Here is a 16,827-nt window from a genome sequence, read left to right on the forward strand (position 1 = left end):
GATTTTCATTTTTTACGGATGCATTCATTGCGGTAGGGGTGTTCCTCCTAAAAAGAACCCTAAACCAAGCCTTAATTAAGATAACTTAAGAAACGGGTTATAAAAGCGGCTGCCGTTGTGAAAGGTGACAAGCAGTGAAGCAACCAAGATGGCCAAAAAGACAGCCATTGTTGCATAGTCCTTTAACTGAAAAGGGCGTGCACTGTACCAGGTGCGTTTTTTATTTTTTCCGAAGCCGCGTAGTTCCATCGCGTTGCTGATGGTTTCGATTTTATCAAGGCTCGACAAGATGAGCGGAATCAGGATGGTTGCCGCATTTTTTATCCGTTTCGGCAGCTTTTCTTTGCGTGACATATCTAAGCCTCTTGCCTGCTGGGAAAGGGCGATATTGTGAAAGTCCCGCTGAATATCGGGAATATAGCGGAGCGCTAGGGCAACCGCAAATGAAATCCGGTAGCTGATCCCGATTTTATTGAGCGATGCAGCAAACTCGCTTGGATGCGTCGTTACAATAAACAGAAGTGCGGCTGGAATGACCGTGAAATATTTGAGTGTAATGTTAAACTGGTAAAAAAGCTGTTCCCACGTGATATTGTACCGGCCGGCAATCGAGAACAGCACATGGCTTGTCCCGTAAATTTTTACACCCTGTCCTGGCGAAAAAATATAAATCGCAATGTTATTCAAAAGCAGAAAAGCCAAGATAAAAAGCAAAATAAATAATACTTCCCGGATCTTGATGCGTGAAATGTAAAAAATAACAAGGCTTAAAAGAAAAAGGAAAAGAAGCACACGTGTATCATAGGTAAGCATGGCAGCAAAAGACCACATCAAAAAGAGAATCAATTTTGTCGCACCAGTCAATTCATGGACGGGGGATTTCCGCTCGATATAAGACAGCATTTCGGTTGCCATTTGTCTGTAGCCCCCTTTCGTACGTGATAAAGCGTTCCGTGAAACTTTCCGGGTTCAAATGTAGCCGGTTTGCAAGCGCATAGAGGGATGTCTCTTTTAAATTGGCACGTCGGATTATATCAGGATGAGTTAAAATTCCGGCAGCCGAACCGTCGGCAATTTTTTCTCCGTCTGCAAGTACAATGGCGCGCGGCGTATACTCCAGCATGAGGTGCATGTCATGGGTGATGAAGAGAATTGTGATGCCTTTTTTGTTCAGTTCCACCAAAAACTCCATGATTTCATGGTAATGCATATAATCCTGGCCGGCAGTTGGTTCATCGAGAATCAAAATATCCGGTTCCAGTACGAGAATAGAAGCAATGGTCACCCTTTTTTTCTGTCCGAAGCTGAGCGCGGAAACAGGCCAATTCCGAAAAGGGTAAAGACCGCAAAGCCGCATGGCATTTTCTGTGCGTTTTTTGATCTCTTCCGGGGCAATTCCCCGGTTGGCCAGACCAAGCGCAATTTCATCGAAAATCATATGTTTTGAGATCATCTGGTTCGGGTTTTGCATGACCATGCCAATCCGAAGCGACCGTTCTTTAATGGTGTCGTTTGTGACGTCTTTCCCTTTGTAAAAAATTTTTCCGGAAGAAGGTTGTTCAAAGCCGCAGATCAGACGTGACAATGTTGATTTTCCTGCACCATTTTTCCCGACAATGCTTACCATTTCCCCTTTTTGGATGGTGAAAGAAAGGTTTTTGAGCACAGGCTGCCCGGGTTTATACGAAAAAGACAAATGATGGATTTCAAGCACCGGCTCTGTTTCGATGCGGGCAACCGGCTTTTTGGCATGTTTATACCAGTTTAAAAGGGCGTCTTTGCACCGGCTGAGTTGAAATGTATCCAGGTGGGCCGGATGCATTTCAGGTGTAATGCGGCAGCCGGCATATTTTGCAGCTTTGACATAAAGCGGCTCCCGGATATGGCACGTTTCCAGCACGGAAGAAGAAAGCAATTCATCCGGCGTACAATCGCTGATCATGTTGCCTTCATCCATCACAATGACTCGGTCTATTTTTTCAGCCAGTACATCCTCAAGCCGGTGTTCAATGATTATGACGGTCACGTTTGCTTTTTTTCGGATGTCCGAAATAAGCTGAATGGCTTGCTTTCCGGTTGCCGGGTCGAGATTTGCGAGCGGTTCATCAAACAAAAGAATTCCTGTATGGTCCACCATTACACCAGCAAGAGACACTTTCTGCTTTTGGCCGCCTGATAATTCATGTACATGTGCTGAAAGCTTGTTTTCAATACCGACTGTCCGAGCTGCTTTATCAACGGCATCATGCATGTCACGGAGCGCGAGACCCTCATTTTCCAGGGCAAAAGCGATGTCCTCGCCGACGGTTAAGCCAATGAACTGTCCGTCCGGATCCTGTAGCACTGTCCCGACTAATTTGGATATGGAGAAAATGTCCATATCTTTTGTTTCTTTTCCGTTTATCTTTAGACTTCCGGATACTTTGCCTTTATATGAAAAAGGAATGAGACCGTTAATGCAGTGGCCAAGTGTGCTCTTCCCCGACCCGGACTGCCCGAGGATCAGCACGCTTTCCCCCTCATAAATCGTTAAATTGATATCATGCAGGGTAGGGGTGGCCTGACTTCTGTATTGAAACGTATAATTCTGGAATTCAATGACGGGCTTTTTCATCTTTTCCTCCCGGTATTCTATCATTCTTTTCGGAGACTACCGCTTTTGCTTCTCGTTTTCGCGTAAGCAGCAATCAGCAATGTTCCGATAATCCCGACTGTCACCATGTTGGACACACCCGCGACAATGCCTTGTAAAAATACTTTATTGGCAGGTTCCGCATAGATAAGGATGTCGAGCAAAGGGGCAACAAGAAACCATCCGATTGCTTGGGCAATGACTTGTACGATATTAAACAGAAAAATCTTTTTGCCGTTTAGAATGCCGGATTCGATGTCTATTTTTTTCGAAACAAGGCCGAATAAGAAGCCGACAAGGGTAGAAACGATCACCCAGCTCCACCAGATAGACCCGTAAGAAATGGCATCCTTTAAGGCATGCCCGATCAAGCCAATCAGGGCGCCTGCAACTGGGCCGTATACAATCGACATAAGGGCAAGAAAAGCATAAGACGTTTCAATGGTCGTATTCGGGATGCCGGTCGGGATGGAAACAAACCTGCCCAAAATAATAAAAACGGCAGCGCCAATCCCGATTGCAACAATTGTGACGATCGATCTTCTGTTTGATTGCATGTCGTGTTCCCCCTATTTTTGATATACAATTTTCGGTGCTTTGCGGATGGTAATGTTCCATTTGATACCGGTATCGATATGGTAGGCTTTTGCGAAAGAGCCCTGGTTGATGGCGATGCCGAGTTTGTACAGGGAATTGATGTACAAAAGCGGTTCGCCAATATGGCTGTCGGCAAAAGAATGGCCGAATGTCATAATGTTTTTATAATGCTGGCGGGATTCGTTAAAAATCGTGACTTCGAACGAATCGCCGTAGTTGACGTCCAATTGCCTGAACAAGGAAGAATCAATATTGGTCCATAAATTGCCGAAACGGACATCCAGCGTATCGATCGTGCCTGTAATCACGCCATCCTGAAGCTCCGGTGCTTTTCTCGGCAGTTCAATAATGGAGTCAGCCGGAATTTCCGGCCCGATTTCTTCAAAACGGATCACCCCGGCAGCCAGCTTTGCGCCGGTGTAGGCATATACATCACGGCCGTGAAACGTATACGATTCTTCTGAATGCGGGAGCCGGTTGGTGGTTTCGTCAATTTCTCTGGCGGCCACAATCGTGTCTTTAATGTGGGTCAGGGTGCCGTTATCCGGTGTGATGATGTACTGGCCGTTTGCCGTTTTGGCGGCAATGCTGCGCCGATCGGATCCGACACCGGGGTCGACCACGCTCACAAACACGGTATCCGCCGGCCAGTAGGAAATCGTCTGGTACAGCCGGTAAGAAGCTTCCCAAATATGGTAGGGTGGAATTTCATGGGTCAAGTTAAAGATTCGGAGCGCTGGGTCAACCGAGACTGCTACCCCGTTCATCGCGGCTACGGCGCCGTCGCATAATCCGAAGTCTGTTTGAAGTACCAATGGTTTTGTCATATCATTTCCTCCTTGAATTTTGAAAAATAAAAAACCACGCCCCTATACGATAAGGGCGTGGTTTGAATTCACGCGGTACCACCTTCGTTCACTGTTTACTCACATAAACAGCCTTAGCCAGTACGGGAGCCTGCAATCTCCTTATACTGCGGCGCTTTAACGGGCGCTCTTCCCGCCGGAACCTACTTACGGTTAAGCTTTCAGCACGGAACTCCAAGGCCATTTTTCCGGTTCGTCCTTTTGCTTCTTTTCAGCAACCGAAGCTCTCTGTGAAAATTCGTGAACCGTACTTTTCCTTTTCCTCGTTTTTGGAATGAACTTTGAATTCATTATAGGATTAATCATTTGAAATTTCAAGATAAAATTTTATAATTTTGCTTTTTCATCAAATCCCGTCTTCTATCCTGAAAATATACATCAGCTGATTTTCGTCTTTTTGCTGGTGCCGCGCTCACTGCTGTATTGGCGTCTAATTGCGGCCGTGCCGTTTCCGGGTTGGTTGCAGATGAAAACGGCACGATTTCTGACGCTCCGCCGGTTATTGCGCCGTATACCCTCCGTCAAGCACGGCTGCCTGGCCGGTGATACCTTTTGCTTTATTGCTAACCAAAAAAACGGCATAATCAGCGATTTCTGTGACAGAAAGCAGCCGTTTTTGCGGGACAAGGGGATAAATCACTTCCTCAAGTACTTTTTCAAAAGGCACTTTCCGCGTTTCTGCCAGGTCTTTCAGCTGGTTGCGTACAAGCGGCGTGTCGACATAGCCCGGGCAAATGGCGTTGACACGAATGCCATGCTCCGCCCCTTCCAAAGCGGCTACTTTCGTCAACCCGATCACCCCGTGTTTGGCGCTGTTGTAGGCGGCTTTGCCGGCAAACCCGATCAGACCGTTAACGGATGCCATGTTTAAAATCGTGCCGCCGCCCTGTTTTTTCATGATGGGGAAAGCATATTTGATGGCCATAAAAGGGGCTGTCAGCATGACTTTAATCAGCAGTTCAAATTTCTCTGTCGGAAAGGCTTCAATCGGCGAGACGTACTGGAGCCCGGCGTTGTTAACGAGAATATCCAGACGGCCGAATGTGCCTGCCGTTGTTTCGATCACTTGCTTCAAGTCCTTTTCGATCGTGACATCACACGGTGCAGAGACAGCGCCCAATTCATCAGCTGCTTTCTGGCTTGCTTCGGCGTTTTTATCGGAAATCACGACATTGGCGCCTTCTGTTTTAAAAGCGCGCGCAATGGCAAGGCCGATGCCGCTTCCTGCTCCTGTCACAAGCGCGGTTTTTCCTTCAAGGCATTTTTCCATCCCTTTTTCCTCCCTGTAATTCGGATCAAATGATGCCAAATATGGTGTAGAGTGCAATGGCAAAGAAAACAGAAACGGTTTTAATGATGGTGACGGCAAAAATATCACGATAAGACTGCTTGTGCGTCAAACCTGTAACGGCAAGCAGCGTAATGACCGCACCGTTATGCGGAAGGGTATCCATACCGCCGGATGCCATGGCAACAACACGGTGCATGACTTCGGGCGGAATATGGGCAGCGGCAATGGCTTTGTTGTACTGATCCGCCATCGCGCTCAGTGCAATCCCCATGCCGCCCGATGCCGAGCCGGTCACCCCGGCAAGCGTTGTTGTTGTTACTGCGCCGTTTACAAGCGGATTTGTAAACGTATGGGAAATGCCGTGGCTGATCGTTGTAAAACCGGGAAGCGAGGCAATAACGCCGCCAAACCCGTATTCAGCTCCGGTATTCATCGTTGCGAGCAGAGATCCGCCGATACTTGCATTCAATCCTTCTTTTATATTTTTCGGTACCCTTTTCCAGTCAAAAGCAACCGTTGCCAAAATGCCCATGACAAGCGCCATTTCCACCGCCCAAATGGCAGCCACCGCGTTGATGTCCACCGTGCCAAAAGCGTCAAGGCCGATTTTGGAAAAATCGAATCCGTCCGGGTACCATTTCGGGATATAGGTGGTAAAAACTTTGTTCATGACACCGACAAGAACGAGCGGGACGAAAGCAAAAATCTGCCTGGCCAGCGATTGGCTTGCGGAAAGATCCGGTGCTGGTTCCTGTTCGGCTTCAAGCGCCGCGGCCGTTTCTGAAGGAAAACCGTAATAGCCCTCGCCGGATTTTTCCGCTTTTTTCCGCCTGTATTCCAAGTATAACAGGCCGCATATCAGCACGAATGCACCGCCGAGCAGACCGAGAATCGGTGCTGCATAAATGTCCGTTTTAAAGAAAGTGGTGGGGATCACGTTTTGGATTTGCGGCGTGCCAGGCAAAGCATCCATCGTAAACGTTAAGGTTCCTAAAGCGATTGTCCCGGGAATGAGCCGTTTCGGAATATCCGCTTCCCGAAACATTTGGGCGGCAAACGGATAGATCGCAAACACGGCTACAAACAAGCTTACACCGCTGTAGGTCAGAATCGCTCCAAGCAGCACGATGGCAAGCATCGCCCGTTTTGCGCCGATGAGCTGGACGATCGTTTTGGCAATAGATTCTGCAATCCCGCTCATTTCCACCACTTTGCCGAAAATGGCACCTAAAAGGAAGACAGCAAAATAAGATTTAATAAAGCTGACCATCTTTTCCATAAACACATTTGAAAAGAACGGGAGCACATATTCCGGCGCCGTCAATAGTACGGCGAGCAGCGCGCACAAAGGGGCAAACAGGATCACCGAGTACCCCCTGTATGCAACAAATATTAATAGGCCCAGCGATAATAAAATGACGAAAAAGTCCATCTTCATCCCCCATTTTTCAATTTGAGAAAACGGTTACATTTATGAGCGTATCCGATTTGCCAGCAAACCTGTTTCCATAATCATAATAAAATGCAGCTGCCACAGTTGAATCAGCTTTCGATTGCAAGCATTACCCCAAAGTATTGTTGCAAAAGCGTCCGAGGATCTGCCCGGGTTTTTCAACTCATTCGGACAACCGGACTGCAAAAAAGAAAGCAGAAGCCGCCACGCCGGGCAGCTCCTTGATTTTTACCACCTTGCTGTCAGCATTTTCCGGCGGGTGTAGAATTCGACGCCGTCTGTGCCATTTGCGTGAAGGTCGCCGAAGAAGGAATTTTTCCAGCCGGAAAACGGGAAAAAGGCCATGGGCGCAGGCACCCCAATATTAACGCCAAGCATGCCGGCCTGGATCTTTTCCCTGAAGTAGCGGACATTGCTGCCGTCTTTCGTAAACAGACAGGCGCCGTTACCAAACTCAGACTGGTTTGCCACTTCAATGGCTTCTTTCAGGCTTCCCACGCGCACAACGGAGAGGACCGGCGCAAAAATTTCATCTTTCCAAATGCGCATATCCGGGGTGACTTTGTCAAAGATGGTCGGCCCGAGGAAATAGCCATCGCCGTGCGTAGCCGCATCTTTTCTGCCGTCCCTCACCAAAACGGCGCCTTCTGCTATTCCGGTTTCGATATATTTTTCCGTACGTTCTTTATGGTCCTGTCTGATAACCGGTCCGAGGAACACACCTTCATCGAGGCCGTTGCCGATTTGGATTTCATCCGCTTTCTGCTTCAGTTTTTGCAAAAGCGGTTCGGCTGTGTTTCCGACAGCGACCACAACCGAGCAGGCCATGCACCGTTCGCCGGCTGACCCGAAAGCAGCGCCGATTACTTCTTTTACCGCGGTGTCCAGATCGGCATCCGGCATCACGATCGTATGGTTTTTGGCGCCTGCTAATGCCTGCACCCGTTTTCCGTTGGCTGCCGCGGTTTTATACACATATTCAGCCACTGGTTTTGACCCGACAAAGGAGATTGCGGGCACGTCTTCGTGTTCCAATAGACGGTTGACAACATCATGTGCGCCATGGACGATATTGAGCACGCCATCCGGCAGACCTGCTTCCCGGAACAATTCTGCAAGCCGGTTGGCAAGAAGTGGTGTGCGTTCCGACGGTTTCAGGACAAAGGTATTCCCCATCGCGATAGCCAGTGGAAACATCCAGCACGGCACCATCATCGGAAAATTGAACGGTGTAATGCCGCCTACAACACCGACCGGGTAGCGGTACATGCCGGATTCCATATTGGTTGCAATATCCGGCAGCTGTTTTCCCATCATGAGTGAAGGGGCACCTGCGGCAAACTCCACACATTCAATGCCGCGCTGCACTTCCCCGTAAGCTTCCGTATAGCTTTTTCCATTTTCCTCGGTAATCATTTTGGCGAGTTCATCCCAATGGTCCACAAGCAGCTGCTGGAATTTGAACAAGATACGCGCACGTTTCGGAACGGGCGTTGTACTCCACGTTTTGAAAGCCTCTTTTGCTGCTTCTACCGCTTCATCGACATCAAGCGCAACGGAGAGCGGCACTTCTGCAAGCAGGTCGTCTGTCGCAGGATTCGGGACAGCCTGGTAACGGGTTGTTTGCGGCTCAATCCATTTGCCGCCCACATAGTTTTTTAAAATATTTTTCGTCGTTGTGTTCAACGTCAACAGCTCCTTTTTAGAAATGAAATACAATATGTTTTCAATGATGGGGCACAGCTGCAAAGGCAAATCAGCTGTGAATTTGTATTTAAGTTTTGCCCCAGTTTGCACGATGGTTGATTTTTGACAAAACAGGGTACAGCGTAGCAATGATCCGGCCATTTTATACCGAAAAAATTTTCAGAGTGAGCGCTCATGCCGCTTTTTCCCGTTGTAAATTTTCCGGATAAGCACGCCGTCCGCAAATCAGCGGCCGCAATTTTTCAGGATAGGCGGCCATTTAACGCGGTACCAGCCGAAGATTAAAAATCAGTCGCTGCAAACTTCCAGAATCGGCCAGCCTAAAACATGGACCGACATGCAGCATATGGAATCTGAAAAGGCCGGCTGCTCTATCCCCGGGCCTGCACTTCCCCGGAAAACTGGTAATCATAGCAAACAAGATATAAATCTTCTATTTCCTTTTGCGAAGGAACCCTTGGATTGTTTTGCGGGCTGCCGCTGGCAAGGGCATCAGAAGCCATTTTGTTGATGGCGCTTTCAAACGGTTGCTGTGGAATGCCCCAGCCTCTTAAATTCGGGATATTTAAATCAAGGCACAGCTGCTTGACGGCACGGACGGCAAGATCAGCCGCTTCTTTGCCGGACAGGTCTTTCGCTTCCGGTGAAAAAATTTTCCCGATATCCGCGAGCCTTTCCAAACAGACGGATTTACTGAATTCAAGCACGGCAGGCAACAGCATGGCATTCGATACGCCGTGCGGGACGTGGAAGAGTGCGCCGATCGGCCGGCTCATTCCGTGCACAAGGCAGACAGAAGCGTTGGAAAATGCCATCCCCGCTTGCAAAGAACCGAGCGCCATGGCATCGCGAGCTTCCATATTTTCCCCATCTTCGTAGGCACTTTTTAAGTTCGGGATGATCAGCCGCATAGCGGACAGGGCAAGCGTATCGGTTAACGGATGCGCCCTTCTTGAAATATACGCTTCAATCGCATGGCTTAAGGCATCTACACCGGTCGCCGCTGTCACCGATTTCGGGGAAGACTTTGACAAAACAGGGTCCACAATCGCGACAGCCGGCATAAAGGCAGGCTGCTTGATCATCATTTTGACATCATTGGCCGTATTCGTAATGATCGTGGCGTCTGTCGCTTCTGATCCCGTTCCGGCCGTTGTCGGAACCGCAATATGCGCGACAGGCGGCTTTTCTGCTATTTTCCTTGCCCCCATATAATCGCCGATATAACCGCCGTTCGTTGCTACAACGGCAACGGCCTTGGCTGTGTCAATGCAACTGCCGCCCCCGAGAGAAACCAGCAGGTCGCAACTTTCCTGTTGAAAAAGGGCGAGCGCTTCAGAGACATAGTGGTCAACCGGTTCTGAATGGACACCTGCATACACGGCGCTTTTCACGCCGGCTTCCTGCAAAATGTGCTGGCACGCATCCGCATTGCCAAGCCCGGCCATGATTTTATCTGTGACAATTAAAGCTTTTTTTCCTCTTCGGGCCGCCTCTTCACCGATTTTTTCAAAAGCTTGTTTTCCGTAGAGAATGGTTTGCGGGGTCCGGAATACGGCTTGCCTCATTTTATTTTCACTCCTTTTGTGATGCTGCCTTTTTAAATGCAAAAAGCATGCCAAAAGCGTCTCGCAGAACCGGGCCTGTTTCATGCCGGGAAAGTGTAGGAAAAACACGACAATTGTAGCGGACTGGCTACACTACAGGCGCTACAAGTTATATTTTTTGATTTTCTGGTAAAGCGTTGTGCGGTGGATACCGAGCAGTTCCGCCGCTTTCGTCTTATTGCCGCCCGCATTTTTCAGCGCCCGGATAATGAGTGCTTTTTCTTGCGCCTCGCCCGCTTCTCTGGCGCGGCTGATCAAAGATTCAGCGTAGATGTCTTTTGCCGGTTGAACCTCATGAATCGCTTCCGGCAGATCGCCACGGCTGATTTCCGGCCCGTCGGCGAGTGTCACAAGCCTTTCCACCGTATTGGCCAGTTCCCTTACATTTCCTTTCCATCCGTAAGCCATCATCGCTGCAACTGCCTCTGAACTGATCCTTTTTTCAGGCAAATCGTAACGCCGGCAAAACGCCTTCAGAAAATGGGAAACCAAATCCGGTATATCTTCTTTTCGTTCGCGGAGCGGGGGCAAATGGATCCGGATAATATTCAGCCGGTAATATAAATCCGCCCGGAACGTGCCGGCTTCTACCATTTCTTCAAGATTGCGATTGGTAGCGGCGACAATCCTCACATTCGTTTTATATTTTTTTACGCCGCCAACCCGCTCGGCTTCTTTTTCCTGAATGGCACGCAGCAGTTTCGTCTGCATGGCGGGCGATAATTCCCCGATTTCGTCCAAAAACAGCGTGCCATTTTCCGCCAATTCAAATTTCCCGGGCTTCCCGCCTTTTTTTGCGCCGGTAAACGCGCCTTCTTCGTAACCAAACAGCTCGGATTCAAACAAAGGCTCCGGAATCGCGCCGCAGTTGACGGTAATAAACGGCCCCCGTGCATACGGGCTCAATTGGTGGATGCTTTTGGCAAACAGCTCCTTTCCAGTTCCGCTTTCCCCTGTTATCAAGACCGTTGCCGAAGTCCGTGCCGCCCTTCTTGCCAGCCGTTTTACGCGGGAGATGCTTTCGCTCGTTCCTAAAATTTGTGTGAAGCCGGCTTGATCCGGCATCTTTTTGGAACCTGTTTTTTCTTTCCGGGCGGACAAAGTATCCTGCTGCAGCCGCTCAAAAATTTGATACAATTCCGAGACGCCTTCAAAAATCAGCATGCCAATCGCGCCGACTACCCGGCCCCCTTTCCAAATCGGGATACGGTGGACGACCATTGCCTGCCCCTGAATATATTGGATGACACCGCGCTCAGGGATGGCCGTTTTAACAGTGACATGCAGATTGGTATTTTCAATGACTTCGGTGACATGCCGCCCGATCGCATCTTCCCGTTTGATGCCTGTAAACCGGCTGTATGCCTCGTTGAATTCGATGAGAATACCGTTTTCATCAACAACGGCAATGCCTTCATAGGCGCTCTCCAATACGGCGTTTAAAATCTCTGCTGCGTTTATTGTTTGTGTCATTTGCCGGATATAGTGCGCAAGGCCGTCCAATAGATCATGCCTTGTAAGGATGCCGGTGCATTTCCGGTTTTCGTTCACGACTGGAAATGCAGAAAAAGGCAGGGACAGCACGTCAAGCAGGCTGTCTTGTTCAGAGATTGCAGCAAAATTTCTCTTCGGCAGGGCGCGCAAGACCGGTTCGTTTTCCATATGATCCAACAATGCGGCGAGGACATGATGCAGCGTCAGCATCCCGACTGGCTGGTCGGTTTCATCTGCGACCACAAGGCTGCTTAAATTTTGCTCGCGCATGATGCATGCTGCTTCCTGGAACACGGTCCCCGGCCGGATGATATAAGGGCAAGGGGACATCCAGACACCTGCTTTTAACATGCTTTCCGTTTTTTCATAGTAAAGCGGTTTTGCCATTTCTCATTCCCCTTTTTGAAACGAAGGCTGCCGGCATACCCGGCACCATTCCGTTTAAATCGTTTTTAAGCAAGCAACGAATAACTTCTTCTTTTCTTGCCGATTTCCTTTTGAAAAGTGCCATTTGTAAAATTTTTTTGCCGGATCATCATAATTTATAATGGGAAAAGCGTTGCTGTTTGGAGGAAAAAGGGAAAAGGTTGCATGAGCGTATAGTAAAATGAAAAAAGGGTGGTCCGTGATGAAGGAAGAAAAAATACGTTTTCCATTAAGCCCTAAGGCCAATCCGCAGGCTGTTATAACAGGGGAGCATTACCGGTTTACCGTGCTGACGCCGAAGCTGATTCGCTTGGAATACGCGGAAAACGGCATGTTTGAAGACAGGGCGACACAAACCGTGCTGAACCGGGAGTTTCCGGTTCCGGCATTCCGGAAGCTGGAAAACGATGTTTCGCTTGAAATCATCACCGAAGCTTTCCATCTGCACTACCTTAAGAAAGGCCCGTTTTCGCCGAATGCACTTTTTATTGATGTGAAAAGCAATTTTACAAACCACAAGAACCGCTGGTATTTCGGAACACCGGTGGAAACATTGAAAGGCACAGCCAGAACGCTGGACCAGGTGGACGGGGAAACCGAATTGGAAGAAGGCATTCTTTCTAAAAAAGGCTACGCGGTGCTGGATGATTCGGAATCTTTTATTCTTGTTGATGAAGAGACGATTGAACCGCGCAAGAACAAAGGCGTGGATCTTTATTTTTTTGCGTACGGCCGCAGTTATCTGGAGGCATTGCGTGATTTTTACAAACTGGCAGGGGCGCCGCCGCTTTTGCCCCGGTTTGTGTTCGGAAACTGGTGGAGCCGGTACTGGCCGTATAAAGAGCAGGAATATAAAACGCTTGTGGAGCGGTTTGAAAACGAGGATATTCCTTTTTCTGTCGCCGTGCTGGACATGGACTGGCATCTTGTGGATATTCCGGCAAAATACGGGAGCGGCTGGACAGGCTATACGTGGAATAAAGAGCTGTTTCCGGATCCGAAAGCATTTTTGGACTGGCTGCATGCGCGGCATTTAAAAGTAACGCTCAATCTGCATCCGGCCGACGGGGTGCGTGCCTATGAGGAAATGTATCCGGAAATGGCTGTAAAAATGGGCATCGACCCGGAGACGGGAGACCCGATTTTATTCGATATCAACAACCGCTTTTTCCGTGATGCGTATTTTGCGTACTTGCACCATCCGCAGGAAAAAGACGGCGTTGACTTTTGGTGGATTGACTGGCAGCAGGGGACAAACAGTTCGATTGAAGGGCTTGATCCTTTGTGGCTTTTGAATCATTTCCACACGCTGGACAGGTTGAAGTCTGGAAAGCGCCCGCTCATATTATCGCGTTACGCCGGCGCCGGCAGCCACCGCTATCCTATCGGTTTTTCCGGCGATACCGTTGTATCCTGGGACTCTTACCGGTTTCAGCCGTATTTTACGGCAACGGCTTCAAATATTGGCTACTCATGGTGGAGCCATGATATCGGCGGCCACTTCGGCGGGGCGCGTGATGACGAACTGGCTGTGCGCTGGGTGCAGTTTGGCACTTTCAGCCCGATCTTGCGCCTGCACAGTACGCAGAGTGAATTCATGGGGAAAGAGCCGTGGAAATACGGGAAAGAAGCGGCGGATGCAATCAAGGCATTTCTACGGTTAAGGCACCGGCTGGTTCCGTATCTTTACACGATGAACTGGCGGACGCATCATGACTTACTGCCGCTTGTCATGCCAATGTATGATTTGTATCCGCTTAATGAAGAAGCGTATGATGTCCGGCACCAGTACTTTTTCGGCAGCGAACTGGTCGTTGCACCGGTGATGGAAAAAAGAAATCCGGCGCTTGGTCTCGCGTGTGTAAAGGTATGGCTGCCGTTTGGCACGTGGTACGACTTTTTTACCGGCCACCGTTATGAAGGCGGCACGAGGTTAAACGTGTACAGAGGGCTTGGCCGTTTGCCTGTTTTTGCGAAAGCCGGCGCGATCATTCCACTTGCGGGGCACTGCCCACATAAAAATGGAACCGGAAATCCGAAGCAACTGGATGTACTGGTTTTTCCGGGGAGCACAAATACCTTTGTACTGTATGAAGATGACGGGGAAACGCTGGCATATGAAGATGGGGCGTATGCCTTGACGAGATTTGAACTCGACTGGGAGGAGCAGAAATTTATTGTGCATCCGGTTGAGGGCGACTTGCGTGTTTTGCCTGTTCCAAGAGAGATCCGGGTGCTGTTTCGCGGATTCGGAAACATCGAAATATCCGGGTATTCGGCATCCTATGAGGAGGCAACAGATACAACGATTGTGCGGATTGCAGCATACGATCCGGAAAAAGGGGCTGCGGTTTCATTTTCGGCCGGCACGCACGATGTTCGCGCACGCCGCTTGCAGGATTTTTACGGGCTGCTGAACGCGGCACAGATTGCTTATCGTTTGAAAGAGGAGATTTATGCCTTGGCCCGGGAAGAAGAGGCGCCTTTGAAAATACTGGCCCGACTGCGCACCATGAATCTCGACCCGGATTTGTTTGATGCGGTGTTTGAGCTGATCTACAGGGAATAAAGCGGCTGCCTGCCGGGGACAGCTTTTTTGGTGCTGCCTGATGTATTTCATAGGTGTGCTGATTGGATTTGGCGGATAATTCCCGGAAGGCATACTATTAGATTTGGCAAATGCATTTTGAATGTAAAGTACAAGTATAGAAAAGATGAATTCAAAAAATCCGGAACTTAAGCCAGTGGAATTATTGCCATTGGAAAGGGAACTTGCAGTTGGGTTATCCGGATTTGGAAAACGGTACGCTTGCTGGTTGCGGGTCAACCGGCAAAATCCGCCTCAACCTGTCGAAAAAAGACAAAATGAGAAGGAAACCAGACTGCCTGCTTCGAATATCTTTATAGAAGAAGAGAAATTGAGGGGGGACCAAATGGACCGGATTGAACAGCTTGAACAAAGAGTGGCCGTTTTGGAACAGGAAGTGGCAACATTAAAAACTGACCTTGCAGCGAAACAGGGAAACCAGCCGGCCAAAAGGGAAGCCGGTCAAAGCGCCATACCAACCACAACCGGCACGCCGGATAAACGGGTTGAGAAAACCGCACCACGCATAGAGGATGCTGAGACACCGGTGCAGAAAACACCGGTTCAGGCGAAGCCGGAACCGGTTGATTGGGAATACCGGCTCGGAAGGGTGTGGCTGCCGAGAATCTTTATTTTCGTGCTGCTTCTAGGCATCATTTTTGCCTTTACCATTGTGGCCATTGCGGGGACGGAACTAATCAGGGTTTTGCTCGGTTTTGGCGTGGCCGCTGTGCTGTACTTTTTTGGGGAGAGACAGATTAAGAAACAAATGGTGGCACTTGGAACCGTGCTGCTGTCCGGCGCCGTTTCCGTTGCCATTTTGACGACGTTTGCGATGCATGTTTTGTACGGCTTCGTGCCGCCTTTCATTGCATTTATCCTGAACCTGATCTGGATCGGGCTTGGGCTGTTTCTTTCTGACCGGCACCGTTCGGAAGCGATTGCGATTTTAACTGCATGTGCCGGGTATCTTGTGCCGTTTTTGGTTGAAGGAAAGGAACATGCCGCCCATTTTGTTATTTGGTATGAAACGGCATTTTATGCGCTTTTGCTCTTGTTTGCCGTCCGGAAATCTTACAAAGCGCTGTTTTATACGGCAAGTGGGCTGTGGCATGCCGCCGTTTTTATCCTTTATATCAATCTTTTGATCAATCAAGTTGGTGCAGGGATCTCGTATTCTGTTGTGCTTGGGGCGATCATTCAGCATGCGTTGCTTTGCTGGGTCGCTTTTTACAAGAAGGGAATAGGAGAGGCAACGGTGCCGGTCTTATTCTCAAGCTTTGTGCTGACAACCGGATGGGCTTATAGTACGCTGGAGGAAGTGCCGGGCATATTGCTGCAAGCATCGCTTCAACATGCGCTGTTTAATCTATACTTATTGGCCGCTGCAGTCGCTTACGGCTGGTTTGCCTACTACGGCCGGGAAAAACAAAACCGGGAGCAGATCTCTGTCTCCATTTCCATTTGTACAGTAAGCGTTGTTTATTTCCTGTACCAAATTTTGCCTGATCATGTGTTAAATCTTGCCGTGTATTTTATTGTAGCCACGGTCGCCATTTATCTTGGCTTTCATTTTAAAGCAGTCATTCAGCAGGTTATCGGGTTATTGCTTTATATTTTTACAACTTTTCAATTATTTTCCACTGCATGGATCCGGGATGTGTTCAGTGCGGAGACTTTCGTGTGGCTTGTTGTGATCGGGACGATGCTGTTTTTCTACCGGATGCTGGCTGCAGCTTCGTTGAAACAGGAAGGGCTGAAAAACTTTATGATCGCCGTAAATGCCTTTTTTCATCTTGTTTTTCTTACCCAGCTGGCAGGTGCGGTTGCAGAAAGCTGGTCCGTCAGCCTGTGGATGATGCTCCAGTCTTTTGTCTGGATGGTATATGCTGCAGCTGGAGTGGCGCTCGGGGTTTGGAAAGACAACAAGAAGATCCGGCTCGCGGGGATGATCCTGCTTTTGATCACGCTTTGTAAATTGATTTTTGTCGATATGCATACCGTCAACCTTTTCATCCGGACGATTTTGTTTATTGCCCTCGGGACAGTCGGGTTGCTTGTGTCAAGGCTGTTCTATGTGAAAAAATAGTGTGTTATTGCCTTGCACCTATCCCCTGAAAGAAGGCAGGTGATAGGTGCAGTTTTTTTAAAAAAATATGGCTGAAGA

At 48.9% G+C, this 16,827-nt stretch carries 11 protein-coding genes and 1 other annotated feature; of the genes, 2 read left to right on the top strand and 9 right to left on the bottom strand.

Features of this window, described 5'->3' with window-relative positions:
- Positions 1-75: 75 nt before the first annotated feature.
- The 9 genes from NST70_RS02800 to NST70_RS02840 all read right to left on the bottom strand — a co-directional run bounded on the left by NST70_RS02800 (position 76) and on the right by NST70_RS02840 (position 12,034).
- On the bottom strand, positions 76-915 hold the full coding sequence (locus tag NST70_RS02800; protein ID WP_017551918.1) for an energy-coupling factor transporter transmembrane component T: 840 nt from the start codon (positions 913-915) through the stop codon (positions 76-78).
- Positions 866-2,614 carry an ABC transporter ATP-binding protein gene (locus NST70_RS02805; protein WP_017551919.1) on the bottom strand — a complete coding sequence of 583 codons (1,749 nt, stop codon included), beginning with the start codon at positions 2,612-2,614 and terminating at the stop codon, positions 866-868. The genes NST70_RS02800 and NST70_RS02805 overlap by 50 nt, the downstream gene beginning before the upstream one ends.
- Positions 2,615-2,634: 20 nt before the next feature.
- Complete coding sequence (locus NST70_RS02810; protein WP_014096104.1) at positions 2,635-3,189, bottom strand: ECF-type riboflavin transporter substrate-binding protein; 555 nt, start codon at positions 3,187-3,189, stop codon at positions 2,635-2,637.
- Positions 3,190-3,201: 12 nt separating this feature from the next.
- Positions 3,202-4,056: an S-adenosyl-l-methionine hydroxide adenosyltransferase family protein gene (locus NST70_RS02815; RefSeq protein ID WP_014096103.1), complete on the bottom strand. Its 855-nt coding sequence runs from the start codon at positions 4,054-4,056 to the stop codon at positions 3,202-3,204.
- Positions 4,057-4,104: 48 nt separating this feature from the next.
- Positions 4,105-4,368: a binding site (T-box leader), on the bottom strand.
- A gap of 226 nt (positions 4,369-4,594) precedes the next feature.
- On the bottom strand, positions 4,595-5,365 hold the full coding sequence (locus NST70_RS02820; RefSeq protein ID WP_014096102.1) for a 3-hydroxybutyrate dehydrogenase: 771 nt from the start codon (positions 5,363-5,365) through the stop codon (positions 4,595-4,597).
- A 25-nt stretch (positions 5,366-5,390) separates the two neighbouring features.
- Positions 5,391-6,818 carry a GntP family permease gene (locus tag NST70_RS02825; protein ID WP_061577403.1) on the bottom strand — a complete coding sequence of 476 codons (1,428 nt, stop codon included), beginning with the start codon at positions 6,816-6,818 and terminating at the stop codon, positions 5,391-5,393.
- Between the two features lie 249 nt (positions 6,819-7,067).
- Positions 7,068-8,525: a CoA-acylating methylmalonate-semialdehyde dehydrogenase gene (locus NST70_RS02830; protein ID WP_081106234.1), complete on the bottom strand. Its 1,458-nt coding sequence runs from the start codon at positions 8,523-8,525 to the stop codon at positions 7,068-7,070.
- 392 nt (positions 8,526-8,917) lie between these two features.
- Positions 8,918-10,114: an iron-containing alcohol dehydrogenase gene (locus tag NST70_RS02835; protein WP_328229146.1), complete on the bottom strand. Its 1,197-nt coding sequence runs from the start codon at positions 10,112-10,114 to the stop codon at positions 8,918-8,920.
- Positions 10,115-10,255: 141 nt separating this feature from the next.
- A complete protein-coding gene (locus NST70_RS02840; RefSeq protein WP_168985893.1) occupies positions 10,256-12,034 on the bottom strand; it encodes a sigma-54-dependent Fis family transcriptional regulator in 1,779 nt (592 codons plus the stop codon).
- Positions 12,035-12,275: 241 nt separating this feature from the next.
- On the opposite strand from NST70_RS02840, the gene NST70_RS02845 reads away from it, so the two are divergent.
- Together NST70_RS02845 and NST70_RS02850 are read left to right on the top strand one after the other, a co-directional pair.
- Positions 12,276-14,642, top strand: a complete 2,367-nt coding sequence (locus NST70_RS02845) for a TIM-barrel domain-containing protein (RefSeq protein ID WP_168985894.1) — start codon at positions 12,276-12,278, stop codon at positions 14,640-14,642.
- Positions 14,643-15,006: 364 nt separating this feature from the next.
- On the top strand, positions 15,007-16,749 hold the full coding sequence (locus NST70_RS02850) for a DUF2339 domain-containing protein (RefSeq protein ID WP_168985895.1): 1,743 nt from the start codon (positions 15,007-15,009) through the stop codon (positions 16,747-16,749).
- Positions 16,750-16,827: the final 78 nt, after the last annotated feature.

Origin of the sequence: Weizmannia sp. FSL K6-0777 (genome assembly GCF_038593185.1) — a bacterium.
GTDB lineage: Bacteria > Bacillota > Bacilli > Bacillales > Bacillaceae_C > Weizmannia > Weizmannia faecalis.